Below are 25211 nucleotides of genomic sequence, written 5' to 3'. Positions count from 1 at the left end.
CCCGGGCAGAGTCATCGGTGTGCTGGAACAGGAAACGAGAGTGCCCACCCCGGTGTGGGTACGGGTGCTGGTGTGGCTCTGCCTGCCCGTGGTCGGTGCGGCCCTGCTGTGGGGCGTCCTGCAGCTGATCGAGTGGCTGCCCTTCGGCGGTCCGTTCAACCTGGTGCGGCGGTTGCCCGAGCCGTGGGACCTGGTCGTCGCGCTCGGGGTCGGCGCGATCATCGGGCTGATCTTCGCCGCCCTGGTCGACGCCGAGTCGCTGACCGTGCGGGTGACCACGCTCGAGGTCGTGCTCACCCGGCCCGGCCACCGGCGGGTGGTGCCGCGGGGCGAGATCGCCGTGGCCTTCCCCGACCGCGACCAGCTCGTGCTGCTCGGGCGCAGCGGGCAGGAGCTGGCCCGGGAGCCGTCGCATCTGTCGCACGCGAAACTCCAGCAGGCGTTCGGGGCGCGCGGCGTGGCCTGGGCCGGTCAGGATCCCTATCTGGAGGCGTACCGGCGCTGGGTCCCCGGCCTGTCCGACCTGCCCGACGCCATCTTCGCGGCCCGGCAGAAGGCGCTCGACTCGGGCGACGAGGACGACATCCGCGAGCTGCGCGAGGAGCTGGGCCGGATGGGCTTCGTGGTACGCGACGAGAAGAAGAAGCAGTACTGGCGGCGCGTCGCTTAGGCCTTGCTCCCCGTTGTTCCGGCGACGACCCAGATCGTGAGGATGGCCAGGAAGTCACCCCGGGCGCCGGCCTCGTCGACCTGCGCAAACCACTTTTCCCGTACGCCCGGAGCACTCCTCCACGCCTGCTCCGGAACCATCGGATTGACCATCGGGAGCACCACCGCGGCCGACGCCGGGTCACCGAAGACACAGGTCACCGGGGTCGCGCTGATGTCCTCCAGCCCCAGCCCGACGAGCCGGCGCCGCAGCGTGCGACCCATGTCGACCTGCTTGGGGGTGAGCCGGCCGTGCATGTCGGCCACCACCGTGCCGGCCAGCCGGGCGGGCACCCCGTCGAAGGCGAGCGAGCTCCAGTCGGTGTCGATCAGGCAGACCCGCCCGCCGGGCCGGGTCACCCGCACCAGCTCGGCGATCGCCCGGTCGGCGTCCTCGACGTGCTGGAGCACCCGCTCGCACCAGACCCCGTCGACGCTGGCCGACGGCAGGTCGATCGACGACACGTCACCGGTCGTGTAGCGCACGTTGCTGCCGTCGTGCCGCTCGATGGCGGCGGCGATGGTGGCGGCCGAGTAGTCGAGCGCGATCACCTCACCCGTCGGGCCGACCTCGGTGGCGATCCACCGGGCCACGTCGCCCGCCCCGGATCCCGCGTCGAGCACCCGCCAGCCGTCGGCCGGGTGGAGAGCGTCCATCGCCGTTCGCCGGACCCGCCTGATCTCCGGATGGCGGCCCATCGTCTCGAGTGCGGCCAGCAGCATCGCGGTCATCTCGCGGGGTTGCCGGTCGAGGTCGGCGAACGGCGTGCGTTCCATCTGCGCGGGCTCCATGCGGCAAATGTTGACGCATCAGATGCCTCGGCAGACGGGACCGGTCACCCATCCGACAGGCGAGGAACACAGCATGCACTCAGGTCGCGCCTCTGGCCGCCGATGGACGAACGTGCGGCAACTCAGGTCGCGCCTCCCGGCCGGGGCGCGAAACCAGGCCCGGCTGGCGGCGCTCGCCGTCGGCTTCCTCGGCGCGGGCAGTCAGCTCCTGCAGCTCGGCAACGCCGGGCGCTCCGAGGGCTACGTCCAGCTGTCCGGGGCCTCGATCGCGGCCCTGCTCGCCATCCTGATCCTGACCCATTGGCGTGGCTCGTCGAGCTGGTGGACCGTACCGGTGGTGCCGGTACTGGTGGTGCTCGGTGGTTCCGGCCTCAAAGACCCGCTCGCCACCACGGGCCTGGCCCTCGGCGCCGCCGCGGTCTTCTCCCAGTACGGCGGGTCGGCCCAGTGGCTGACCCGGCTGGCCACCCTGACCGTGGCCATCCCGTCCGCCGTCGCCATCTCCCCCGACTCGGCCGGCCGGGTCGTCACCTGGCACGAGGGCGTCGTGCTCAACCTGCTGCCCCAGCTGATCCTCATGGGCGCGCTGGCCCGCGGCATCTGTCTGGCCCTGCGCCGCCAGGAGCGCGACATGGCCCGCGAGTCCGCCCTGGCCCGGGGCGGCCTGGCCATGGTCGGCATCACCGACGTGAAGCGGATCCGCCAGATCGGCCGCGAGGTCGGCGAACAGATCGTGCGCCTCAACCCCGGCATCGCGATGATCATCATTCGTCGCGACGCCGACGGCCTCTATCTCTCGAACGTGGCCGGCGCACCCGAGGACCTGCGCTACCGGCGCCTGGACCCGGCCATCGTCACCGACCGCGACATGCTGCGCAGCCTGCTGCCCGAGTACCGCGCCTGGGAGGTGCTGCACATCGGCGAGGTCTACATCGTGGTGGCCGGACTGCGGTCGGTGCCGCCCGACGTGCTGGACGCGTTCCGCAACCTGTCCAACCAGGTGATCCTGGCCGAGAACGGCTGCCTGGCCCACGCCGAGCTGGAGCACAGCGCCCACCACGACCACCTGACCCAGCTGCCCAACCGCGGCAAGTTCCTGCGCGCCGCGGCCGAGGCGGTGGCCACCGGGCGGCCCGGCACGGTCGCGCTGCTCAACATCGACCTGGACGACTTCAAACAGGTCAACGACACGCACGGCCACGCGGCCGGCGACGAGCTGCTCATCGAGATCGCCGCCCGCCTCACCCGGCACGGCGGCGGCCTGGCCGGCCGCTTCGGCGGCGACGAGTTCGCCCTGCTGCTGACCGGCGTCACCGACCCGGCGGCGGCCGACGAGCTGGCGGCCACACTGTCGGCCCACCTGACCGCACCGGTCCACCTCGGCTCCGGAGCCACCGTCACCGTCGGCGCCAGCATCGGCGTGGCCGTCACCGGGCCGGGCGAGACGCTGGCCGAGCTCTCCCGCCGGGCCGACATCGCCATGTACTCAGCCAAGGCCCAGCGCAAGACAGCCGTCCCCGCCTGAGCCCTCAGGTAGGTACATTCCGTCGAAGTAGGTACATCGACGGAGAGGCGCCCGATGAGTTCGGTTTCCGTTCGCGAGTTCTCCTACAACCCGAGTGCCATGTTCACCCGCGTCGAGCAGGGCGAGACGATCGAGGTCACCCGGCACGGCAAGGTGATCGCCGTGCTGCTGCCCGTGGTCGGCAGCCTGGGCCGATACTCCCCCTTGGTCGCCAAGGGCCTCATCCGGCTCAAGGCCACGACGACCGCTGACCTCGACCGGCTGCCGCAGTACGACGTTCCGGTCGACGCCTCCCCGCTGGACATCCTGCTCAGCTCACGGGACGAGGACGACTGGTGATCTACGTCGACGCGTCCGCCCTCGGCACCCTGCTCTCCGGGCGCAAGCATGCGAAGGAACTGCGAGGCTATGTGGCCAGCGCCCAGAGGTGGTCGGCGACTCTCTGGATACCTTGCTTACCTACGACCGGCGCATGTTCGACGTCGCACGCGCGGCCGGACTGCCGACCGAAGCACCCGGCCTCCTCTGACCCGGGGTGCGGGGGTGTGGAAAGCTTTCGAGCATGAGTGATGCGGTGCGGTTCGGGCTGGTCGGCTACGGGTCGGGTGGGCGGATCTTTCATGCGCCGCTGATCGCCTCGGCGGCCGGCATCGAGTTTCTCGGTGTGGTCACCACCAACGAGGAGCGCCGCAAGGAGCTGGCCGGCAACCTGCCGGGCAAGGCGGCGTTCGACTCGATCGCCGCGCTCAAGGAGGCGGGGGCCGAGGCCGTCGCGATCTCGACGCCGGTCACCACGCACGCCGAACTGGCGCTCGAGGCCATCGCTCACGGGCTGCACGTCGTGGTCGACAAGCCGTTCACCCTCGACGCGCCCCGGGCCCGCGAGGTCGTGGCCGCCGCCAAGGCCAAGGGTGTGCTGCTCAGCGTCTATCAGAACCGCCGCTACGACTCCGATTTCCGCACGCTGCGGCGTCTGATCGACGACGGCCAGTTCGGCACCGTACGCCGTTTCGAGTCCCGCTTCGAGCGCTGGTCCCCCGAGCGCAAGCCGGGCCCGGCCGGTGGCGGCACCCTGCTCGACTTCGGGTCGCACCTGGTCGACCAGGCCCTCGTGCTCAACGGTCCGGCCGTCCGCGCCTACGCCGAGGTCCGCGGCAGCGGCGAACTCGACGACGACTTCTTCCTCGCGCTGCACCACGTCAACGGCGTCGAGTCGCACCTGTGGGGCAGCTGGCGGCAGGGCGCCCCGGGTCCGCGCTACCGGGTCGCGGGCACCACCGGCACCTTCGTGATCGCGGGCATCGACGGTCAGGAGGCCGAGCTCAAGGCCGGCCGCTCCCCCGCCGATCTGGGCGACCAGTGGGGTGTCGAGGCCGAAGAGACGTGGGGCCGCATCTACCGCGGCGACGACGGCACCCGGGTGCGCAGCGAGCGCGGCCGCTGGGATCTCTACTACCCGGCCTTCGCGGCGGCGGTGCGTGGCGAGGGCCCGCTGCCGGTCGACCCGAACGACGTCGTACGGAACATGACCGTCCTCGACGCGGCCCGCGAGAGCGCGCGCAGCGGTCAGGCGATCAGGCTTTGATCCCGGCCAGCGCGAACCCGATCACTCGGTCGCGCTGAATGTTGTCGACGAACGAGCCCGAGGTCAGCCCGGAGACCATGCGCAGCAGGTCGTCGAAGCTGGCGTCGCCGCGCACCTCACCCGCCTGCTGGGCACGCTGGAAGAGCGGCTCGCCCGCCTCATACATGGCGGCCCGGCACGACTTGAACATCTCGGACTCACGGTTGAGCGCTTCGATGACCGCTCGCTTGGTGGCCGCGTACGAGACGAACTGGTTGATCCACGCCGTGAGGGCCTCCCACGGCGGCAGCTCGGAGACGGCGATCGCGACCTGGCCGAGCTGGTCGATCTCGTCGACGTAGACGGCCTCGAACAGATCCTGCCGGGTCGGGAAGTTGCGATAGAGCGTGCCGATGCCCACCCCGGCCCGCCGGGCGATGTCTTCGAGTGACGCGTCCGTGCCGTTCTCGGCAAACGCTTCCCGTGCCGCGACGAGCAGCGCGTCGAAGTTGCGCCGCGCGTCGGCGCGCTGGGGACGGCGTACCGCGACCGCCATGAGACCCACCCCACATTGCAAACCGGAGGCACCCCTCCACTAATCTGGAGGCATGCCTCGACTTTACCAGGGCACGCCCCGGACGACCTTTGCCGTCCTGGCCGCCGCCGCGGCCGCGTTCTCGCTCATGCAGTCGCTGGTCACGCCGGTCCTCCCGACGATCCAGCAGGATCTGCACACCTCGGCCGGCACGGTCACCTGGGTGCTCACCGCCTGGTTGCTGGCCGCCTCGGTCGCCACCCCCCTGATGGGCCGGATCGCCGACATGACCGGCAAGGACCGCGCGCTGCTGGTCGCGCTGGCCGCGATCGCCGTCGGCTGCCTGCTCGCCGCGGTCGCCCCCAACGTCACCGTGCTCATCGTCGCCCGCGTCATCCAGGGTCTGGGCGGCGCGATCTTCCCGGTCTCGTTCGGCATCGTCCGCGACGAGTTCCCGCCGGCCCGGGTCACCTCGGCCATCGGTGTGCTGGCCGCGGTCATCGCCACCGGCGGCGGCCTCGGCATCGTGCTCGCCGGTCCGATCGTCGGCGCATTGAGCTGGCGCTGGCTGTTCTGGCTGCCGATGGCCGTGGTCGTCGTGGTCGGCCTGCTGGCCTGGCGTTACGTGCCGAAGTCGCCGGTCCGCACCCCGGGCCGGGTCAACTGGCTCTCGGCCGCGCTGCTGTCCGGCTGGCTGGTCGCGCTGCTGCTCCCGCTGAGCAAGGCCGCCGTGTGGGGCTGGGGTTCCGCCCGTACGCTCGGGCTGCTCGCCACCGCCGCCGCGCTCTTCGCCGCCTGGCTGGTGGCCGAGCTCCGCTCCCCCGAACCGCTCATCGACATGCGGATGATGCGCCTGCCCGCGGTCTGGACCGCCAACCTGGTCGCCCTGCTCTTCGGCGCCGCGATGTTCGGCGTGTTCGCGTTCCTGCCCCAGCTCATCCAGATCCCCGCCGCCTCCGGTTACGGCTTCGGCGCCACGGTCACCGGCGCCGGCCTGCTGATGCTGCCGATGCTGGTCGCGATGGCCGTCTTCGGCTCGCTGACCGGCCCGCTCACCCGCTGGGCCGGCCCCAAGGCGCAGCTGCTGTGGGGCGCCGGCCTGAGCACGGTAGCCACCCTGTCGCTGGCCCTGCGGCACGGCGAGCGCTGGGAGGTCGCCGTGGCCGGCGGTGTCTTCGGCATCGGGCTCGGCCTGGTCTACTCCAGCCTGGTCAACCTGATCGTGCAGAGCGTGCCGCGGCACCAGACCGGCGTGGCCAGCGGCATGAACACCAACATCCGCACCATCGGCGCCTCGCTCGGCACCGCACTGGTCAGCTCGATCATCACCAGCCACCCCGGCGTCCAGGGCCTGCCCGCCGAGTCCGGCTACACGGTGTCGTTCCTGATCCTGACCGTGCTGGCCGCGGCCGCCTTCCTGGTCGCGTTGCTGGTGCCGGCGGCCCGCAAACCGGCCCCCGAGCGCCTGGCCGAGGCCACGCCGGAACTCACCCCGGTCGAGGTCTAGGCCCAGTCCCCGTTCCGGCCGGCACCACGACCCCGCCGTGGTGCCGGCCGCCGGGACTCAGCCGCCGACGGTGATCGTCCCGGTCGTCGACGACTCCGTGCCGAAGGGACCGCCGACCCCGTCCGGGAGCTTCTGCGGCGGGTACACGCCCCGAATGCTGGTGCCCCGCATCATCCCGGACTGCTTCTTCAGCGCCTCGACCACGTTGCGGGCACCCGTGCCGAGCCAGAACGTCGCCCGGAAGTTGTACTGGTCGCCCGGCTCGGCGCCCGGAGCGCGCGTCTCGGTGAGCGGAATCTGCCACGTCGAACCGGGCGTCATCCAGAGGAACGAGTAGTCGCAGAAGCGCTCGACGAAACGGACCTCGCTGGTGTTGCGCCAGCAGAGGAGCTCGCCCTGCTTCGGGTCGACGAAGAGCAGCCCCGGGTCGCCGACGATGCGGAAGGTCATCTCGGTCGTCTCGACGGCCCCGGTGCTGGTGAACTGCAGCACCGGTTTGGCCACCGCGGTCCCGTCGGTCACCGTGTACGTGGCATTCGGCGGTCCGGCGTAGACGTGGATGTCGTTCACGGTCAGCGTGGCCACGGCGACGATCGGCTCGTACCCGTCGGCGGTCAGCGTGACCTCGAGCGCGCCGGACGCACCGAGTTCCGCCTCCGGCAATGCCTTCACGAACAGGTCGGGAAGCCGCCAGCCCGAGGCGGCCTCAAGCGTGCCGATCGAGCCGTCGGGAACGGTCACGGACGCGATGGCGTCCAGGCCGGACGTGTCCACGTCGATCTGGACATCGGTCAGCGCGGGCGGAATCTCCGCCGCGTCCGGCGACAGCACCAGCGGCAGTGCGGACCCGGTGGTCGAGAAACTGATCTCGGGAACGGTGAGCGCGAACGGCGCGACGGCGGCCGCGTGAGCCGGAGCGGACAGGGTGGCGGCCACCGCCACGGCGACCGCTACCGCCGCCGTGAGGCGTCGGATCGAAAACATGAATATCCCCCGTGGATAGACGAAGCTCTAAGTTATCCATTGAGGGCCATCGACGCTAGACCGTTACGTGGGCGAGCAGATTCTCGACGATGGTGTCGATGCCGGCGATCAGGGACAGGTGGCCCTCGTCGGGGAGCAGGTGGACCTCGGCCCCGGGGATGTGCCCGGCCAGCCAGTGACCGTGCGCGGGCGGGACCATCCGGTCCTGTTCGCCCTGCCAGATGGCCAGCGGCACCCGGATGTCGGTGAGCGGGAACCCCCAGTCGGCCAGAAAGGCCAGGTCGTCCTCGCGCCAGCCGGCGATGCCGGCCGACACCGAGTAGCGCGTCGACTCGGCCAGGTAGTCGTCGAGGCCGTCGGTCAGGGCCCGCTTGTCCACCTCGGACAACAGGTCGCCGTAGGCCTCGATGACGTCGGGCGCGGTGATCCGGGCCAGCGGGTCGGCGATGCCGGTCAGAAAGGCGTCCAGCGAGGCCACGCCGGCCGCCGCGGCCTCGAACTCGGCGACATTTTCCGCGCCCATGCCGTCGAGCCAGTCGAGGCCAGGCGCCGAATAGGGCGCGACGCCGCCGATGGTGGCGGCGCCGGCGCAGCGGCCGGGAAGCAGGGCGGCGCAGGCCAGGGCGTGCGGGCCGCCGCCGGACCAGCCGACCGTCACGAAGTGGGCGGCCTCGAGGCCGTCGAGCAGGGCCGCGGTGTCGGCGGCGACGTCGGACACGCGGCGGCCGGGGTGGGGCGAGGAGCCGCCGTAACCGGGGCGGCTGGCCAGCACGATGCGCAGGCCGTGCCTCAGGGCCGAGTCGAAGATCGGCGCGTAGCGGACCGCGCCGGACGGGGTGCCGTGGTGCAGCACCAGCGGGAGGCCGCCGGGCGGGCCGTCCACCAGATATTCGAGCGTACGGCCGTCGGGCAGGACGAGACGTTCCATGTGGACGAAAATACGCACCCGGAGGGGCCCGCGGGGGACGTTCGCGGACCCCTCCTTCTTATGGGAGCAGGGTCAGGATCAGTTGCGGTTGATGGTGAAGGTGGACGTCGGGTTCTCGATGTCGCGGTAGTTGTTGCTCATCTGCAGGTTGGTGAAGGTCGCCGAGCCCACCGCGGGACCCTGACCGGCCTCGGGCAGCGGGTTGGCCCAGATGCCGTAGCCGCTCTTGGCGTCGTACGCGTCGCCGGACTTCTGCGCGCCGGTGATGGTGACGTTCGTGAAGACGGTGTCCTTCACGATGTTCTGCGGCTGGCCGCCCACGTAGTTGGTCTGGAACATGATTCCGGAGTAGGTCGGGTCGACGATGTCGACGTTGCTGACCCGGATGCCCTGGAAGACCTTCGACGCGCTGAACACCCAGATCGCCGGGAACACCTGGGCGCCCCAGAAGTGGCCACCCGCCCGCACGATCGAGATGTTGTCGAGCACGGTCGGCGGGTCGGCGCCGAACCCGTTCATCGGGTAGCCGAAGTCGAGCGAGCTGATCGTGATGCCCGAGTAGACCAGGGTGTCCGCGATGTAGATGTTCTTGAACGTGTTGGCGTACCCGCCGTAGACCGCGATTCCGGCCGCCCGCCAGGTCAGCGTGCTGGTCAGGTTGGAGTAGACGTTGTTGATCTCGTCCGCCCCGCCCGCGTCGATCGCCGAGAACAGCGCGAAGCTGTCGTCGCCGGTGGCCCGGGCGTCGTTGTTGTCGACCAGGTTGCCGGTGCTGCCGTTGGTCATGTTGACACCGTCGGCGAACGTGTTCCGGATCCGGCTGTTCTTGATCACCATGTTGTCGGTGTTCGCGCCCCAGTAGAGGCACACCACGTGCTCGGCCCAGATGTTGTCGATGGTGATGTTGGCCGTGTTGGCGAAGTCGAACACCTTGCCGGGGCCGTCGATGCGGATCGTGTAGTTGCCGAAGAACGCGAAGTCGGCGAACGTCGACCCGTTGGCGGTCGGGTCGGCCCGGAAACCGGCGTCCGTCTCGGTCTGGCCGGACGGCGTGTAGAAGCGGGTGTACCAGGGTCCGGCGCCGACCACGCGCAGGGCCCGGCCGCCCACGTTGAACTTGCTGCCGGTCTGGTAGTCACCGGCCGGCAGGTAGACACCGAGCTTGGTGCTGTCCTGACGGGCGGTGTCCAGGGCGGCCTGTACGGCGTTCTGGTCGAACCCGTTCGGCACCACGTAGCGGGCCGAATCCGGGTTGGCCTTCGGGCTGACCTGCTCCAGGTTGATGAAGTCGATCGCGATGCTGCCCGAGTTGCCGGAGTCCTTCTGCAGCTTGATCGTGCTGCCGGCCTGGAACGAACCGGTCAGCAGGATGTTGGCCTCGTCGTAGATGTGCCGCGGCCCGGTGCCCGAGTTCTGCGGCGCGGTCTCGTTGCCGTAGAGCCAGGCGTACTTGGAGTTGAGCGGCAGCGTCTTGTTCAGCGTCCCGTTGACGTACACGTTGATCGAACTGGTCGTGCCGTCCGGGATGGAGAACCGCGCCACCACCGTGTTGGTCGCCGCCCGGGTCGTCCACTGCACGTACGCCCCGGTCTGGTTGAGCGTCACGGCCCTGCGACCCGAAGCCTCACCGGCCAGGTCGCCGACGGTGCGGTTGGGCCCGACGACCGCCGCGCCACCACCGACCGTGCCGTCCTCGGCCTCGTACATGTCGTACGGCATGTTGGCGCCACGACCGACGAAGAAGGACTTCTCGCTGGTGTTGTTGGCCTGCTTCACGGGCAGCTCGTTGGCGTCATTGGCCACCACCGTCCGTACGGTGTAACGCCCGTTGACCGCCGTCCAGGTGCCGAGGTTGATCGCCGGCGACGACGCGCCCGCGGCCAGGGCGCCGGTGTAGGAGCCGGTCAGCGTCCGCACCACCGTCGACCCGTTCAGCACGGTGAGCGTGATGCCGTGGGCGCCACCGGCCGAGGCCGCCGAGCCCTGGTTCTTGAGCGTCACCGAGAACGTGACCGTGTTGCCGGCGGCCGGGGTGCCCGGCGACCACGTGACGGCCGAGGCAACCAGGTCCGAGCTGCTGACCGGCGTCACCGTCAGCGAGCCCGTGAAGGAGTTGTTGGCCTCGTTCGACTCGATGACCGTGTTGGCCTCGTCCACCTTGGCCGTCACCGCGTACGTGCCCGCGTCACGAGCGCCGATGTTGGCCGAGACGGTCGCCGAGGCGCCGGCCGCAAGAGCCGCGACGGTGGCGGTGCCGACCTTGGTCGTACCCAGGTAGAAGTTGACGTTGGAAGCCGGGCTGGCCAGACCACCGGCGTTCCGCACGGTCGCGGAGAGCGTGACCGCGTCGGTCTCGACCGGGGCGGCCGGCGAGGACGACGTGCCGGTGATGGTGAGGTCCGGGTTGGGCGCCGCGGTGCCGTTGACCTGCAGTTCGGCCACCTGACCGCTGGGGGCGCCGGTGTTCGCGGTGAACGACAGCCGGACGTCGGCCGTGGTCGCGCTGACCGGGATGGTCACCGTGTTGCCCGAGCCGGGGGTGAAGGCGTACGTGGCCGAGCCCACGATCGTCGTGTACGCGGTCGCGCCCTGGTCTCGCCCGAGGATCGAGAACGTCTGCTGACGCGCGCCCCACGAGCTGTCCGGGTTGAGCTTGACGACAACCGACGAGACGGACGCGTTGGCGCCCAGCTTGACGGTCAGCGTGGCCGGGTAGGCGCTGCCTTCCCAGTAGGTAGCGGTGTTGCCGTCGTTCGCGTTGGTCGCCACGAACGTGTGGACGACCGACGACGCCTCGATCGGCTTGTTCAGCGCCAGGTTGGTGCCCGGCGGGGTGGTGCCGTTGCGGGTCACCGCGTTGCTCAGCGCCGAGGTGTTGCCGGCCGCGTCCTTGGCCCGCACCTGATAGGTGACGGTGGACGTGGCGGGCTGGGTGTCGGTGTACGTCAGCACGTTCCCGGCGACGCTGGTCCGCAGCGTGCCGTTGGCGAAGACGTCGTAGCCGGTGACGCCGACGTTGTCGGTCGAGGCCGACCAGGTGAGCCGGATCTGGTCCGAGGCCGGCTGGGTGAAGGCCAGGTTGCCCGGCGCGCTCGGGGCCTGGGTGTCACCGCCCGAGACCGGGCCGTAGACCTCGACCTCGGACAGCTGACCCGCGGGCCAGCCGGTGTTGCCGGTGACATTCACCCGCACGAAGCGGGCGCTGGCCGCGGTGAAGTCGACGGTGACGGTGTTGGCGCTCGACGGGTTGAAGACGTAGCCGGCGCTCGCCTTGAGGGTCGCGAACGAGCCCCCGTCGGTGCTGCCCTGGATGCTGAGCGTCTGGGTGCGGGTGGCCCAGGCGGCGGCCGGTGGCAGCTTGAGGACGACCTGGTTGACCTGCTGGGCGGTGCCCAGGTCGACCTGGATCCACTGAGGGAAGGCGTTGTTGTTGCTTTCCCAGTACGTGTTGGCGTTGCCGTCACCCGCATTACCGGCCGGGTAGACGTCGGTGAAGCTGCTGGCGCTGAAGGTCTTACCGGCGGCCAGGTTGGGTCCGGCCGCGAGGGCGGCCGGCGCTTGTATCAGGGCGGCTACGACGCTCGCGGCTATCGCCGCGGCTAAAAGCCTCATTCTGGACATGCGGGAGCGCACCTTTCTTCGAGGATCAGAGCGGGACGGGCTCAGGAGGAATGGACCTCGAACTCGGAGAGCTGGCCGGCGGGCCAGCCGGTGTTACCGGTGAAGGTCAGCCGCACGTAACGCGCGGTGGCCGGGGTGAGGGTGACGGTGGCGGTATTGGCGCTCGCCGGGTTGAACGTGTAGCCGGCGCTCGCTTTCAGGGACGAGAAGGACGAGCCGTCGGTGCTGCCGAGCACGGACAGCGTCTGGGTGCGGGTGGCCCACGCCGCGGCCGGCGGGAGCTTGAGTACGACCCGCCCGACCGTTCGCGACGCGCCGAGGTCGACCGTGATCGACTGCGGGAAGGCGTTGCTGGTGCTCTCCCAGTAGGAGTTGGCGTTGCCGTCGGTCACGTTGGCCGGGGTGTAGACGTCGGCCTGACTGGTCGCGGTGGCCGGGCGTCCCGAGGCCAGATTCCCGCTCGCCGGAGGGGTGGTAGGTGGCGTGGTCGGTGGCGTGGTGGTTCCACCGTCCCCGTACGCCTCCAGCTCGGACAGTTGCGCGGCCAGCCAGCCCGTGTTGGCCGAGATGGTGAGCCGCACGTAGCGCCGGCTACCGCTCGGCAGGGTGATGGTCGCCTGAGGATTCAGGGTGTACGCGGCGGCCGGGACAAGCGACGTGTAGGACGAGCCGTCGGTCGAGCCCGAGACCGCGATGGTCTCGTTGCGCGACTCCCAGTTGGCAGGCAGCTTGACGACCAGACGACCGACCGCCTGCGAGGAGCCCAGATCCACCGTGTACGTCTGCGGGAGCGCGCCGCTGCTCTCCCAGTAGGTCGCCTGGTTGCCATCGACCGCGTTGGCCCCGACGTACTGCCCGTTGGCCGAGGAGACGGTGACCGGCTTGCCCTGCGCGAGGTTGCCGGTGGACGGGGGCGGGGTGGTCGTGGGCGGGGTGGTCGGAGGAGTCGTGGGCGGGGTGGTCGGCGTGTTGCCGTATCGAGGGGCCGGCCACGGGCCGCAGTACGAGTTGGCCGTCGACCAGCCCGAGTTGCCCCCGCCGTCGGCGATCTGCAGCCCCGCGCCCGCGCAGTTGTAGACGGTCTGCGCCTGCGCGATCCCCGACGCCTTGACGTTGGTGAACCGGGCCGATGCCGGAGCCTGGGCCTGCAACGCGAACGTCCCGGCGCCGGCGATGTTGACGTTGGTCAGGTTCAGTCCGCTGGTCTGGTTGCCGATCCACTGGATCCCCGAGTACGAGCTGTCGAGGATGTCCGTGTCGCTCACGTTGATCGTCGCCCCGGTGATCGGCGACGAGTCACCCCAGAACCAGAGCGCCCCGATCCCGAAGTTCCAGTTGTAGTCGGAATTCCCGGCCCGGATCAGCGTGTTGCGGGCCAGCGTCCACGTCCCCGCCACGGCTGTCGCCCCGGTGACCCCCGGATAGCGGTTGCCGACGTGGATGCCGCCACCGTTCGACACCGACTCGCTCACCACGTTGTCGGTCATCGTGATGTCGCGACCCCCGTACGAGACCAGGTGGTTGGCCAGAATAGGAGCCACGATCGTGTTGCGGGTGAACGAGTTGCCGACGTTGGGAACGTTCTCGGCCCACATGGCCAGCGCGTCGTCGCCGGTGTTACGTAGGAACGTGTTGGTGACCGTCGAGTTGGTGACGCCGATGTGGAAGTTCACGCCGTCCGCGGTCTGGTCCAGAATCCGGCTGTTCTTGATGGTGAAGCGGTCCATCGGCCCGTCCATCCACGCGCCGACCTTGGTGTGCTGCATCCACACGTTGTCGATGGTCGAGTTCGACATCGCGCCGCCGAACGCGTTGACCTGGTCCTCGTCGACCCGTTCGCGGATGTCACCGATCACCGCCAGGTCGCGTACCACGACGTTCTGGCTCGGGCCGCCCTCGTTGGTGTACTTGCCGTAGATGCCCGCGGCCAGGTTGCGCTGGGTCGGGTGCCGCCCGCCGAGCACGGTGTACCAGGGTCCGGCCCCGGCCAGCGTGACCCGGTCGACGATCACGTGGCTGTAGAGCGTGAAGTTGCCCCGCGGCACGTAGACGACCCGGCCACTCGCGGCGCCGGCATTGATGGCGGCCTGGAACTTGGCCGTGGAATCGGTCGCGCCGCTCGCGTCGGCGCCGTAGTCGGCCACCACGTCGATGGCGCCGGACGGCTTGGCGATCGGGTCGGGCACCAGCTCGAAGTCGGCCAGGTCGATGGTGAACGTGGGCGACTGCGCGGTCGACGACACCTGCAGACGGATCTTGGTGCCGGCCTGGTACGTCGTACCGAAAAGCGCCCTTGCCTCGTCGTAGAAGTGGTGCGGCAGCGGGTCACCCGGGTTGTTGGTGAACGGGTAGTAGCCGTAGTACCAGCTGTACTTCGAGGTGACCGGCACTGTTTTGATCAGCGTGGAGCCCGTACGCAAATCGATCGTGGCATCCCGCCCGGAACCGTTGGCGCTGTCCGGAATGCTGTAGCGGAACGTCACCGCGTTGGCCGGCTTGGTCAGCGTGAACTCGACGTACTCGCCGGCCGCGTCCAGCGTCACCGCCTCGCGGCCGGAGGCTTCGGACGAGAGTTTCCCGTACGTCCGGTCGGTGCCGGTCGACGTGCCGTTGTGCGCGGCTTTCTCCGCCTCGATCTCGACGAAGGGCACGGTCGCGCCCCGCCCGGTGATGTCGAACGGAGAAAGCCCGGCCGCCTGAGCCGATGGAGCGTTGAGGACTACGGCGGTGCTCGCCGTGAGGGCAGCGAGCGCGCACCACAGTAACTTTCGGTTGGCCATGGGGATCCCTTTCGAAAGGTGGCCAGCCCCCGGGTGTTACGAATGCATGCGCAGCCACACGGCGGTGTCCTGGGGGAGGCGGTCACCGTCGAGAGGTCCACTGGCGAGCAGAACGGAATCGTGAGCGGGCAGGGCGATGGGGGCGCCCGACATGTTGAGAACGCAGGCGAAGTCGTGGCCGCGGCAGAAGGCCAGCACATCCGGCCCGAGGTCGAGCCAGGCGAACGCCTCCCGAACCGACGTGCGGCGCAGCGCGATCGCCGAGCGGTAGAGCTCAAGCATCGAGTTCGGGTCGCCGGTCTGGGCCTGCACCGTGCGGTCCTTCCACTCGGCCGGCTGGGGCAGCCAGGGGGTGGCGGTGGTGAAGCCGAACGGCGCCTCGTCCCCGGTCCACGGCAGCGGCACCCGGCAGCCGTCGCGGCTGTGCCCGCGACGGCCCCACATCGGGTCCTGGAACTGCTCGGGCGGGATGTTCTCGTTCTCCCAGAGCCCGAGTTCCTCGCCCTGATAGATATAGGTGGCGCCGGGCAGCGACAGCGAGAGCAGCGCCGCGGCCCGGGCCCGGCGGGTGCCCATCTCGAGGTCGACCGGGGTGCCGTCGAGGTTGTTCTCGAAGCTGAACGTGGTGTCCTCGCGCCCGTACCGGGTCACGTGCCGGGTCACGTCGTGATTGGACAGCACCCAGGTGGCCGGCGCGCCGATCGCCTTGTGCGCGTCCAGTGTGCGGTCGACGCTCTCGCGCATGAGCCGCGGATCCCAGGCACAGCCGAGCAGGTCGAAGTTGAACGCCGCGTGCAGCTCGTCGGGCCGCAGATAGTTGGCGAACCGCTCGATGTCGGGCATCCAGACCTCACCGATCAAGGCCCGATCCTTCCCGTACGAATCGGCCACGCGCCGCCACGCCCGATAGACCTCGTGCACGCCGTCGAGGTCGTGGAACGGGTGCGGGTTGTCCTCGAGCACCTCGGGCAGTTCCGGGTCCTTGAGCAGCAGGGCGGCCGAGTCGATCCGGATGCCGTCGACCCCGCGGTCGAACCAGAACCGCAGGATGCTCTCGAACTCGGCCCGCACGTCCGGGTGATCCCAGTTCAGGTCCGGCTGCTCGGGTGTGAACAAGTGCAAATACCAAGACCCGTCCGCCGTACGCGTCCAGGTGGTGCCGCCGAACTCCCCCCGCCAGTCCGTCGGCATCTCGTCACCGTTGCCGCCCCGGCCCGGCCGGAACCAGAAGTAGTCGCGCTCGGGCGCATCGGGACTGGCCAGCGCCGCCTTGAACCAGGGGTGCTCGCTGCTGATGTGGTTCGGGACGATGTCGACGATCATCCGGATGCCGGCCTGCTTGGCCTCCGCGATCAGCGCTTCGGCGTCGGCCAGCGTGCCGAAGGCGGGGTCGATGTCGCGGAAGTCGGCCACGTCGTAGCCGGCGTCGGCCATCGGCGACGGGTACCAGGGGCTCATCCAGATCGCGTCGACGCCGAGCGCGCTCAGGTGTCCCAGGTGTGCCCGGATGCCGGCGATGTCGCCGACGCCGTCGCCGTTCGCGTCGGCGTAGCTGCGCGGATAGACCTGGTAGATCACCGCGTCACGCCACCACTGGGAATCTTGGAGAGACACTTTTACCCGCTTTCTGTGCACGCTGGGTCCGACGGCCGTTCAACGGCCGCCCATTTCGTTCGTTTCGGGCGCGCTTCGTTTCGCGCCGCTTCGCTTGGGCGCGCTTCGTTCGCGCGCCTCGTTCCGGGCGCGCTAGCCCTTGAGGCTGCCGGACGTCAGGCCCGACATGATGTTTCGCTGGAAGAGCAGGAAGATGATCACCGTCGGGATGGCGGCGATGACCGAGGCGGCGATGACGACGTTCATCGGCGTCCCACCGGAGAAGGCGTAGATGCCCACGCTGAGCGTGCGCGTCTCGGGCGACGGCATGACCAGCTTGGGCCAGAGGAAGTCCTTCCAGACCGCGGTCACCGCGAAGATCGACACCACGCCGAGGATCGGCCGGGACATCGGCAGGATGATCGACCACAGCGTGCGCAGCGGCGACGCGCCGTCCACCTGGGCCGCCGCGATCAGGTCCTCCGGGATCGAGTCGAAGAACCGCTTGAGCAGGAAGATGTTGAACGCGTTGGCGATCAGCGGCAGCCACAGCGCCCACGGCGAGTCGAGCAGGTTGACGTGCACGATCGGCAGGTCGATGGCGGTCACGTACTGCGGGACGATCAGCACCATGGCCGGGATCATCAGCGTGGCCAGCATCGCCCCGAGGATCACGTTGCCGAAGACCGGGCGCAGCTTCGAGAGGGCGTACGCGGCCGCGGTGTCGAAGACGAGTTGGAAGAAGACCGCGCCGGCCGCGTAGTAGAAGGTGTTGAACATCAGCTTGGCCAGGTCCAGGTTGTTCCAGGCGTCGGCGTAGTTCTGCAGCTGCGGGTCGTGCGGCCACAGCGTCGGCGGGGTCTGCGCTACCTCCTGGCCGCTCTTCAGCGCGCCGGTGACCATCCAGTAGAGCGGGCCCAGGAAGACCAGGGTGAACCCGCCGACCACCAGGATCAGCAGCGCCCAGTAGAGGTACCTGCCGCGGCCGCGCTGCAACTGCGCCTGCGAGATGAGGGTCCGGGTTCCATCGGCCATGGCTTCAGTCCTGCTTCGTGGTCAGTCGCACGTACACGGCGGAGAACGCGGCCAGAACGATCAGCATGATCACGCCGAGGGCGGCCGCGCCGTTCAGGTCGTTCTGGAAGAAGCCGTGCTGATAGATGAGGTAGGCCACCGAGGTCGCCGAGTCCTGCGTGCCGGCCCCGTTGGCCAGGATCAGCGGCTCGATGAACAGCTGCATGGTGGCCACGATCTGCAGCATCGCCAGCAGCGCGAGGATGAGCCGGGTCTGCGGGATCGTGACGTTCCAGATCCGCCGCCATACGCCCGCGCCGTCGAGCTCGGCCGCCTCGTACAGCTCGCCCGGGATGTTCTGCAGCGACGCCAGGTAGATCAGCACCGCGCTGCCCAGGTTCATCCAGGTCGACGCGATCACCATGGCCGGGATCGTCATCGTCGGCGACTGCATCCACTCCGAGGTGGGCAGGTGCAGGAACTTGAGGACGGCGTTGAACAGGCCGGCGTCGCTCGGGTCGTACGCGTAGTACTTGAAGAGGAACAGCGCCGAGGCGGGCGGCAGCATCACCGGCAGGTAGACCAGGATCCGCAGGTAGCCCTTGGCGTGGCGCAGCTCGTTGAGCAGGATCGCGATGAAGAACGGCAGCACGTACCCGACGACCAGGGCCAGCGCGGTGAACAGAAACGTGTTCTTCCAGGCGATCCAGAAGCTCGGGTCGGCGATGATGCGGGTGTAGTTGTCCCAGCCGACCCAGCTCGTCTCACCCCGGCGGGTGCGCTGGAAGCTCATCACGATGCCGCGGACCATCGGGAACCACATGAACAGGGCGAAGCAGACGACCGCCCCGATCAGGAACGCGTGCCCGGTGAGGTTGTCGCGGACCTTGCGGCCGGTCTTGCTGCTTTTCTTGATCGGAGCCGGCGCGGGCTGCGTGGTGACGCCGGGGGCGGTCATGGTCGCCAAGGCGAACTCCTTCATCAGGTGCGGGAGCCGTCGCCGGCTCCCGCACCCCCCGTTGATCAGCTACCGGCGGCCTGGAGCTGGTTGACCTTCGTCTCGGCCGTCTTGAGCAGTGCGTCGATGTTGGAGTTGGGGTTGGTCAGCACCCCGGACACCGCCGAGTCGAGCACCGCGTAGATGGCCTGGGCGTTGCGCGGCTCCCCGACGATCGGCACCGGGTTGTCCTCGAACACCTTGAAGTTGGCCGTGTCGATGTTGGCGTTGGCCTTGCGCAGGTCGAGCTCCTGCTTCTGCGCCTCGCTGCCGTTGGTGAACAGCAGCGGCTGGGGCAGGCCGACCGGGTAGTTCTGCGGCTTGGCCCGGGCGTAGTCGAACTGGCCCTTGCCGGGCGTGAGCTTCTGGTAGGCGATCCACTTGAGACCGGCCTTGACCTGGGCGTCGCTCAGGCCCTTCTTGAAGAAGTAGCCCTCACCGCCGCCGAGCGTGCCCTTGGCCGGGCCGTCCTGACCGGGCATCGGGCCCATCGCCCAGTCCTCGTACTTGCCCTGGAACTGGCTGACGATCGCCTGGGTGGCGTCGGGCGCACCGATGAACATGCCGACCTTGCCCGCGCCGGCGTTGGTCAGCAGGTCGCCCCACTGCAGCAGCTGGCGGCTGCCCATGCTGTTGTCGCCGTAGCGCATGTCCTTGAGGTTCTGCAGCACCTGCTTGCCGGCGGCGTCGTTGAAGGCGGCCTTCTTGCCGTCCTCGCTGAGCACCCGGCCACCCTGCGAGTACGTCTCGGCGGTGAAGTGCCAGCCGCCGGTGTTGCCCGCGCTGTACTCCGAGTAGCCGGCCACGCCGCCGCCCGTCGCGGCGATCTTCTTGGCCGCCGCGCGCACCTCGGCCCAGGTCTTGGGCGGGTTGGCCGCGTCCAGACCGGCCTTCTTGAACAGCGTCTTGTTGTAGACCAGGCCCATCGAGTAGTTCTTGACCGGGATGGCGTAGAGCTTGCCCTCCTCGGTGAAGACGTCCTTGATCGCCGGGTCGACGCTGTCCCAGGTCGGGATGGTGTCCTTGCTGACGGCCGAGGTGATGTCCATCGCCTGGCCCGAGTCGAGCACCTGCTGCAGGTCGGTCATGTAGCCGTAGAAGACGTCGGTCATCGTGCCGCCGGCCAGGCGGGCGGTGAAGTCCGGCGGGTTGTTGCACTGCTCGCCGACGCTGACGCTCTTGATGGTGATGTCGGGGTTCTCCTTCTGGAACGCCTCGACGTCGGCGTTCCAGTTCGCCAGGAGCTCCTTCTGCGCGCCGACCGGCTGGCAGTCGACGGTGATGGTGACCTTGCCACTGACGTCAGTCCCGGAGTCGTCGTTGCTCTTGGTCGAGCACGCCGCCAGGCTGATCCCCAGGCCGGCCGCGAGCGCGAGCGCCGCCGCCTTCCGGTACTGCGGTACGGACATCTGTCCATCCCTTCGGGAACGGGTTCTATCCAGGGCCATGAATTCGAGTTGCGGTGTCGTCACGGTTACCGACGAGGACCTTGTGATCCAGGTCTCTCGTCATGTTTCGTGGAGGTGACGATACAAAGTCCTACGGGTCGCCGCAAGAAGCCGACTGATGTAAGAAAAAACTCGACGGGCCGTCAGATGTGCGCACACGACGAAGGGCGGGCCGATCGGCCCGCCCTTCGGTAAACAAACTTGCTGGTCAGCCCGCTTTCTTGGCCGGGGCGGTGGAACCCCGGACCACGAGCTCCGGCTCGAAAAGAAGTTCGTCCGGCTCGACGCCGCTGCCCTCGATCTGGTTGACGAGCAGGTCGACGGCGGCCTGGCCCATCATCTCGATCGGCTGCCGCACGGTCGTCAACGGCGGATCGGTGCAGGTCATCAACGCCGAGTCATCGAAGCCGACCACTGAGACGTCGGACGGCACGTCGAGCCCGAGCCGGCGGGCGGCCCGGATCGAGCCGAGCGCGAGCACGTCGGACGCGCAGATCATGCCGGTCACGCCGCGGTCGATCAGCTTGGCCGCGGCCAGCCGGGCACTCTCCATCGAGAAGTTCGTGCGCTCGACGAAGAACTCCTTGCCCTCGAGCCCGGCCAGCTTGCGCCGCGACGGCACATGATCCTCGGGGCCCATGACCATGCCGATGCGTTCGTGACCGAGGGACCTCAGATGCCCGTACGCCTGCTCGACGGCCACCGCGTCATCGGTCGAGATGTGCGGAAACCCCAGGTCAGCAACGCCCGCGTTGACCATGACAACCGGCATGCGGCGATCGGTGAGCGCCCGGTAGTGCCCGTGCTCGGCCTCGGCCAGCGCATAGGAGCCACCGGCGAACACGACCCCCGAGACCTGGTGGTCGAGCAGCATCTCGATGTAGTCGCGCTCGGGCACACCGCCGATCGTGCGGGCCGCCAGCAGCGGCGTGAACCCGCGCTGAGCCAGCGAGGCGGTGACCACCTCGGCCAGGGCCGGGAAGATCGGGTTTTGCAGCTCGGGCAACACGAGCCCGACCAGCCGGCCACGCTCGCCGCGCAACTTGGTCGGCCGCTCGTAGCCGAGCACATCGAGCGCGGTCAGCACCGACGCCCGGGTCGCCTCGCTCACGCCACTGCGCCCGTTGAGCACCCGGCTGACGGTCGCCTCGCTGACGCCCGCCTTCTTGGCCACCTCGGCCAGACGTTTGGTCACGCGGGAATCCTACGTCAGATCAATGCAAATTTCGAACCGCTACTTGCAGCCACTCCAGATTTCGACGTTCATCTTTGCAGTCCACCCTGCAAGCGCCCGGTCGAGTGTTTCCGCGATGTTGCGTGGCGTGCGCGCCCGTCCCCTGGTGAAGCGATTAAGCCGTCGCTCTCCGCAACGAAACCCCCGGCATCGACTTACACCACAGTTCCATAACGCCCCGCACAGAAAACGAGCGGACGGATCCCCGGACGGCCCGGCAGGATGGCCCGATGACCGCTTCGCCGTTGCTCGACGAGGCCGCCCGGCGGGGCGGCGAGGCACTGGACGCCGTGCTCGTGGCGCTCGGCCGATCGTCGGCCGCACCGACATCCCCGGCCTCGCCGATCTCGCCGGCCTTGCCGACCGACGTGGTCTCACCGTTCCCGCTCGTCACGCTCGTCTCGCTGATCGAGCGACCGCGCCTCGTCACGCAGCTCGACGATCGCTTCCGCGGCCACACCTGGTGGGAGCGGGCCGACTCCCTGATCGGGCTCGACCGGCCCAGCTCCGGCTCCGGTCCCGGCCTGATGGAACGCCTCCGTCGCAGCTTCGGCCACGAACGCCAGATGGCTTCCTCACACCGCGACGAGCGGGCGCGTGACCTGGCCGTGCCGGCTTCCCTGCATCGCGGCGGGCTGGGGCATGAGCTGCTCGCGCTTGCGTCCATGCATCGCGACGGGCGGGTGCGCGAGCAGGCGGTGCTGGCCATGGCGGCTCGGCCCGCGCCCGGGGTGATGCCGTTCCTGGTGCTGCGCAGCGGCGACTGGGTCGGCCCGGTGCGGGAGCCGGCCCGAGTCGCGGTGGCCGCCCTGCTCGCCGAGCAACCTGAGGTCTACCTGCCGGCCGCGGTGCCGATCGCCGCCCACACCGCCGGGCGCATGCGGGGTGGCTGGGCGATGGAGCAGGTGCGCGCGGCGACGGCGGCGAACTTCGATCGGGTCGCCCCGCTGCTGATGGCTTCTCCGCGGCCGGCGCCCCGGCGGCTCGCCTTCGGCGTCGGCGAGCAGCTCGACCGGTGGACCTCGGCCGAGCTGCTGCATTTCGCGCTGCACGAGGGCGACGTGGTGATCCGCTCGCGCGCCACCGAGGCGGCGGTGCGACACGCCGACACGGCCGATCTGCGCCGGATGGCGGCGTCCCGCTTCTCCGGTGTCCGCATCGCGGCGCTGGTCAAGATGGCCTTCTCCGGCCTCGACGCCGACGTCGCGGCGGCCGCCGACGACCCGGCCCCGCTCGTGCGCGCCTACGCCCGCACTCGGATCGCCGACCCGCTCTCCCACTACCGGGCGGCCGTCACCGCCCACCCGACGCCGGGGCTCGTCGCGGGTCTGGGCGAAGTCGGCCGCTACGACGACGAGGCGCTGCTCACGCCGTTGCTCAGCCACCCCGACCCGCGGATCCGGGCCGCGGCCGTGCGTGCGCTCGTGGCGATTGACGCCGTACGGGTGGAACGCTTTTTGCCTCTGTTGCAGGATCCGGCGGCTGGGGTGATCCGGGAGGCGGCCCGGGCGTTGCGGCCCTTCGAGCGACGGGTGCCGGCCGATCTGCTGTCGCGGCTGTTCGACGATCCGCGGCCCGAGGTGCGCCGTGGTGCCCGCCGGATCCTCGGCTCTCGCGCCGCCGGCTGAACCGAGCGCCCTGGTGCCGAGTCTTGTGAACGCGCCGCGCGGGCGGCCGCTCGGTGCGATCGTGGAACCGGATCGGCGTCGAGCGACGGGTGGCTGACAAGATGGGTCTCATGGCGCAGAAGACCAAGCTCTGTCCGTGCGGGCGGGGGCTGCCGTACGAGGAATGCTGCGAGCCGGCCCACCATGGGCAGCCGCCGGCCACGGCCGAGGCGCTGATGCGGTCGCGCTATTCGGCGTTCGCGCTCGACGACGACGCGTACGTGCTCAGCAGCTGGCATCCCAAGACCCGGCCCGAGCGGATCGAACCGGACTCGAAACTGCGCTGGACCGGTCTCGACATCATCGAGTCGACCGGTGGGGGCATGTTCGACGACGAGGGTGTCGTCGAGTTCCGGGCCCATTACAAAGACCACGGCAAGAACGGCGACATGGTCGAGCGCAGCCGTTTCGTGCGTAACGACGGCCAGTGGGCGTACTGGGGACCGATTCTCACCGATGGATCGCTCGCCAATATCTGAGCCGTGTGGTTGCCTTCTCGGGTGACCGACCCCACCGCTCTGGACGCGGCCGATCCGCTGGCCGCATACCGGGATCAGTTCCTCGCCACCGACGTCGTCTCCTATCTGGACGGCAATTCGCTCGGCCGCCCGTTGAAAGCCACCGCCGAACTGATGGACGAGTTCATCCGCGAACAGTGGGCGGGCCGGCTGATCCGCGGCTGGACCGACGAGTGGTGGGAATGGCCGATCACGCTCGGCGACCGGCTGGGATCCATCGCCCTGGGCGCCGCGAACGGTCAGGTGGTGATCGCCGACTCCACCACCGTGCTTTTCTACAAACTGGCCCGGGCCGCCGTCGACGCGCGCCCGCACCGGCGGAAGATTCTGATCGACCAGGACAATTTCCCCACCGACCGCTACGTACTCGAGGGAATCGCGGCCGAACGCGGTCTCGAGCTGGTCTGGATCACCACCGATCCGGTCGCCGGCATCGAACCGGCGCAGGTCGCCGACGTGATCGACGACGACGTGGCGCTGGTCTCGTTCAGCCACGTCGCCTACCGGTCGGGCTGGCTGGCCGACGTCGCCGCCATCAACGAGATCGCGCACGCGGCGGGCGCGCTGACCCTGTGGGACCTTTCCCATTCGGTCGGCGCGGTGCCGATCGAGCTCGACGAATGGGGCGTGGACCTGGCCGTCGGCTGCACGTACAAATACCTCAACGGCGGACCGGGATCGCCCGCCTTCGCCTATGTGCGCGACGATCTGCTGGCCGAATTGCGCCAGCCGATCCAGGGCTGGATCGGGCACCGGGCGTCGTTCGAGATGGGACCGGGATACGAGCCCGCCAAGGGTGCGCGGGGACTGTTGAGCGGCACCCCGCCGATCCTGGCCATGGTGCCGTTGCACGCCAATCTCGACATGCTCGAATCGGCCGGGATCGCCGCGGTCCGGCAGAAATCGCAACGGCTTTCCGCGTACGCGCTGGAACTGGCCGACGAATGGCTGGTCCCCCTGGGTGTGGCCATCGCGTCACCGCGCGACCCGGCCCGCCGGGGCGGGCATGTGACGTTGCAGAAACCGGGGTTCGACACACTGCTCGAACGGCTCTGGGAGCGGGGTGTGCTGCCCGATTACCGCCGCCCGGACGGCTTGCGGATCGGGCCGGCGCCGTTGAGCACGAGTTTTACCGAACTGCACACGGGGATGTCGCTCGTGCGCGATCTGCTCAGTCGGGCTGATTGAGCAGCGCTCGTAAGGACGGGATCAGTTCGTCGAAATCGGCGCGGCGACCGGTGAAGAACTCCGAATACAGAAACGTCCCGACCATCCGCACGTAGAGATAGGCGATGCGGCCCAGATCGGCGTCGTCGGGCAGTTGCGCGGCCACCCCGGTCTCGCGGAAGACCTCGATCTGGGCCGCCACCGCGCTCTCGTGCACGCCCCCGGCCGGGGTGAACAGGATGCGACCGGCGGCCTCGGCGTCGAGCCGCAGGAACCGGGCGAGCACGGGCGAGCGCAACTGCTCGCCGAAATGCCGGGAAACCTCGACCACACCGTCGAATCCGGACTCTGTCCGAACCGCCCGCGCCTCGTCGAACATGGTCGTCGTGACCGCGGCCAGCACGGCCTCGAGCAGGGCGTCCCGGCTGCCCGCGACCCGATAGAGGGTGGCCCGGCTGATCGCCATCCCGCCCGCGAGCGCCTCCATGTCGAGGGTCGACCGCTCGAGGAAATGCTCGACGCCGGCCCGGACGACCTGCTCGTGGCTGACCACCCGGCGACTTCCGTCCGTGGTCGCGGTCATCTTGGTCATCGACACCCCTCTCGGCTCGCCCTTCGCTCACAGATAC

At 69.4% G+C, this 25211-nt stretch carries 20 protein-coding genes; 8 read left to right on the top strand and 12 right to left on the bottom strand.

Going from position 1 to position 25211, the window contains the following annotated elements; all coding sequences use genetic code 11:
- The first annotated feature begins 19 nt into the window (after positions 1 to 19).
- Entirely contained in the window at positions 20 to 670 is a 651-nt protein-coding gene (locus tag KOI35_RS04510) for a YqeB family protein (protein WP_215784678.1), read from the top strand.
- On the opposite strand, the gene KOI35_RS04505 is transcribed toward KOI35_RS04510, so the two are convergent.
- Positions 667 to 1500 (bottom strand): methyltransferase domain-containing protein, encoded by an 834-nt coding sequence (locus KOI35_RS04505; RefSeq protein WP_215784677.1) that lies wholly within the window; start codon positions 1498 to 1500, stop codon positions 667 to 669. The two genes, KOI35_RS04510 and KOI35_RS04505, sit on opposite strands and share 4 nt — an antisense overlap.
- Positions 1501 to 1612: 112 nt before the next feature.
- Here KOI35_RS04505 and KOI35_RS48775 point away from each other — a divergent pair, with 112 nt between their 5' ends.
- From KOI35_RS48775 to KOI35_RS04490, 3 genes are all read left to right on the top strand, one after another.
- The gene (locus KOI35_RS48775; RefSeq protein WP_215784676.1) at positions 1613 to 3025 is read left to right on the top strand and encodes a GGDEF domain-containing protein; all 1413 of its coding nucleotides are present in this window, start codon (positions 1613 to 1615) and stop codon (positions 3023 to 3025) included.
- Between the two features lie 54 nt (positions 3026 to 3079).
- Positions 3080 to 3364, top strand: a complete 285-nt coding sequence (locus KOI35_RS04495) for a type II toxin-antitoxin system Phd/YefM family antitoxin (RefSeq protein ID WP_215784675.1) — start codon at positions 3080 to 3082, stop codon at positions 3362 to 3364.
- Positions 3365 to 3587: 223 nt separating this feature from the next.
- The gene (locus KOI35_RS04490; protein ID WP_215784674.1) at positions 3588 to 4610 is read left to right on the top strand and encodes a Gfo/Idh/MocA family protein; all 1023 of its coding nucleotides are present in this window, start codon (positions 3588 to 3590) and stop codon (positions 4608 to 4610) included.
- Here KOI35_RS04490 and KOI35_RS04485 read toward each other — a convergent pair.
- Positions 4600 to 5145 carry a TetR/AcrR family transcriptional regulator gene (locus tag KOI35_RS04485; protein WP_215784673.1) on the bottom strand — a complete coding sequence of 182 codons (546 nt, stop codon included), beginning with the start codon at positions 5143 to 5145 and terminating at the stop codon, positions 4600 to 4602. The two genes, KOI35_RS04490 and KOI35_RS04485, sit on opposite strands and share 11 nt — an antisense overlap.
- Positions 5146 to 5197: 52 nt before the next feature.
- Here KOI35_RS04485 and KOI35_RS04480 point away from each other — a divergent pair, with 52 nt between their 5' ends.
- Positions 5198 to 6631: an MFS transporter gene (locus KOI35_RS04480; protein WP_215784672.1), complete on the top strand. Its 1434-nt coding sequence runs from the start codon at positions 5198 to 5200 to the stop codon at positions 6629 to 6631.
- Between the two features lie 57 nt (positions 6632 to 6688).
- Here KOI35_RS04480 and KOI35_RS04475 read toward each other — a convergent pair whose 3' ends face one another.
- The 9 genes from KOI35_RS04475 to KOI35_RS04435 all read right to left on the bottom strand — a co-directional run bounded on the left by KOI35_RS04475 (position 6689) and on the right by KOI35_RS04435 (position 21191).
- The gene (locus KOI35_RS04475; protein WP_215784671.1) at positions 6689 to 7615 is read right to left on the bottom strand and encodes a hypothetical protein; all 927 of its coding nucleotides are present in this window, start codon (positions 7613 to 7615) and stop codon (positions 6689 to 6691) included.
- Positions 7616 to 7670: 55 nt separating this feature from the next.
- Complete coding sequence (locus KOI35_RS04470) at positions 7671 to 8543, bottom strand: alpha/beta fold hydrolase (protein WP_215784670.1); 873 nt, start codon at positions 8541 to 8543, stop codon at positions 7671 to 7673.
- 78 nt (positions 8544 to 8621) lie between these two features.
- Positions 8622 to 12164: a galactose-binding domain-containing protein gene (locus KOI35_RS04465; RefSeq protein WP_246612403.1), complete on the bottom strand. Its 3543-nt coding sequence runs from the start codon at positions 12162 to 12164 to the stop codon at positions 8622 to 8624.
- Positions 12165 to 12205: 41 nt separating this feature from the next.
- Positions 12206 to 14944, bottom strand: a complete 2739-nt coding sequence (locus KOI35_RS04460; protein ID WP_215784669.1) for a galactose-binding domain-containing protein — start codon at positions 14942 to 14944, stop codon at positions 12206 to 12208.
- A gap of 36 nt (positions 14945 to 14980) precedes the next feature.
- Positions 14981 to 16558, bottom strand: a complete 1578-nt coding sequence (locus tag KOI35_RS04455; protein WP_215784668.1) for a glycoside hydrolase family 13 protein — start codon at positions 16556 to 16558, stop codon at positions 14981 to 14983.
- Between the two features lie 132 nt (positions 16559 to 16690).
- Positions 16691 to 17572, bottom strand: coding sequence for a carbohydrate ABC transporter permease (locus tag KOI35_RS04450; RefSeq protein WP_215784667.1), 882 nt, complete (start codon positions 17570 to 17572; stop codon positions 16691 to 16693).
- Between the two features lie 4 nt (positions 17573 to 17576).
- Complete coding sequence (locus KOI35_RS04445) at positions 17577 to 18518, bottom strand: carbohydrate ABC transporter permease (protein ID WP_246612402.1); 942 nt, start codon at positions 18516 to 18518, stop codon at positions 17577 to 17579.
- A 56-nt stretch (positions 18519 to 18574) separates the two neighbouring features.
- Positions 18575 to 19957 carry an ABC transporter substrate-binding protein gene (locus KOI35_RS04440; RefSeq protein ID WP_215784665.1) on the bottom strand — a complete coding sequence of 461 codons (1383 nt, stop codon included), beginning with the start codon at positions 19955 to 19957 and terminating at the stop codon, positions 18575 to 18577.
- 247 nt (positions 19958 to 20204) lie between these two features.
- The gene (locus KOI35_RS04435) at positions 20205 to 21191 is read right to left on the bottom strand and encodes a LacI family DNA-binding transcriptional regulator (protein ID WP_215784664.1); all 987 of its coding nucleotides are present in this window, start codon (positions 21189 to 21191) and stop codon (positions 20205 to 20207) included.
- Positions 21192 to 21460: 269 nt separating this feature from the next.
- Here KOI35_RS04435 and KOI35_RS04430 point away from each other — a divergent pair, with 269 nt between their 5' ends.
- From KOI35_RS04430 to kynU, 3 genes are all read left to right on the top strand, one after another.
- Positions 21461 to 22858 carry a HEAT repeat domain-containing protein gene (locus KOI35_RS04430; RefSeq protein ID WP_215784663.1) on the top strand — a complete coding sequence of 466 codons (1398 nt, stop codon included), beginning with the start codon at positions 21461 to 21463 and terminating at the stop codon, positions 22856 to 22858.
- A gap of 110 nt (positions 22859 to 22968) precedes the next feature.
- Positions 22969 to 23376 carry a YchJ family protein gene (locus tag KOI35_RS04425; RefSeq protein WP_246612401.1) on the top strand — a complete coding sequence of 136 codons (408 nt, stop codon included), beginning with the start codon at positions 22969 to 22971 and terminating at the stop codon, positions 23374 to 23376.
- 21 nt (positions 23377 to 23397) lie between these two features.
- Positions 23398 to 24603 carry a kynureninase gene (kynU, locus tag KOI35_RS04420; RefSeq protein WP_215784662.1) on the top strand — a complete coding sequence of 402 codons (1206 nt, stop codon included), beginning with the start codon at positions 23398 to 23400 and terminating at the stop codon, positions 24601 to 24603.
- Here kynU and KOI35_RS04415 read toward each other — a convergent pair.
- On the bottom strand, positions 24587 to 25174 hold the full coding sequence (locus tag KOI35_RS04415; RefSeq protein WP_215784661.1) for a QsdR family transcriptional regulator: 588 nt from the start codon (positions 25172 to 25174) through the stop codon (positions 24587 to 24589). The genes kynU and KOI35_RS04415 overlap by 17 nt on opposite strands.
- Positions 25175 to 25211: the final 37 nt, after the last annotated feature.

This window comes from Paractinoplanes bogorensis, from assembly GCF_018829635.1.
GTDB lineage: Bacteria > Actinomycetota > Actinomycetes > Mycobacteriales > Micromonosporaceae > Actinoplanes > Actinoplanes bogorensis.
The sequence above is the reverse complement of the archived record's forward strand: the minus strand, read 5'-3'. Positions and strand labels throughout refer to the sequence as shown.

Coding starts and splice junctions, on each gene's coding strand:
- KOI35_RS04505 (WP_215784677.1), bottom strand. CDS start 1,500: ATGGAGCCCGCGCAGATGGAACGCACGCCGTTCGCCGACCTCGACCGG.
- KOI35_RS04480 (WP_215784672.1), top strand. CDS start 5,198: ATGCCTCGACTTTACCAGGGCACGCCCCGGACGACCTTTGCCGTCCTG.
- KOI35_RS04415 (WP_215784661.1), bottom strand. CDS start 25,174: ATGACCAAGATGACCGCGACCACGGACGGAAGTCGCCGGGTGGTCAGC.
- KOI35_RS04440 (WP_215784665.1), bottom strand. CDS start 19,957: ATGTCCGTACCGCAGTACCGGAAGGCGGCGGCGCTCGCGCTCGCGGCC.
- KOI35_RS04425 (WP_246612401.1), top strand. CDS start 22,969: ATGGCGCAGAAGACCAAGCTCTGTCCGTGCGGGCGGGGGCTGCCGTAC.
- KOI35_RS04495 (WP_215784675.1), top strand. CDS start 3,080: ATGAGTTCGGTTTCCGTTCGCGAGTTCTCCTACAACCCGAGTGCCATG.
- KOI35_RS04460 (WP_215784669.1), bottom strand. CDS start 14,944: ATGGCCAACCGAAAGTTACTGTGGTGCGCGCTCGCTGCCCTCACGGCG.
- KOI35_RS04475 (WP_215784671.1), bottom strand. CDS start 7,615: ATGTTTTCGATCCGACGCCTCACGGCGGCGGTAGCGGTCGCCGTGGCG.
- KOI35_RS04470 (WP_215784670.1), bottom strand. CDS start 8,543: ATGGAACGTCTCGTCCTGCCCGACGGCCGTACGCTCGAATATCTGGTG.
- KOI35_RS04485 (WP_215784673.1), bottom strand. CDS start 5,145: ATGGCGGTCGCGGTACGCCGTCCCCAGCGCGCCGACGCGCGGCGCAAC.
- KOI35_RS04465 (WP_246612403.1), bottom strand. CDS start 12,164: ATGTCCAGAATGAGGCTTTTAGCCGCGGCGATAGCCGCGAGCGTCGTA.
- KOI35_RS04430 (WP_215784663.1), top strand. CDS start 21,461: ATGACCGCTTCGCCGTTGCTCGACGAGGCCGCCCGGCGGGGCGGCGAG.
- KOI35_RS04450 (WP_215784667.1), bottom strand. CDS start 17,572: ATGGCCGATGGAACCCGGACCCTCATCTCGCAGGCGCAGTTGCAGCGC.
- KOI35_RS04490 (WP_215784674.1), top strand. CDS start 3,588: ATGAGTGATGCGGTGCGGTTCGGGCTGGTCGGCTACGGGTCGGGTGGG.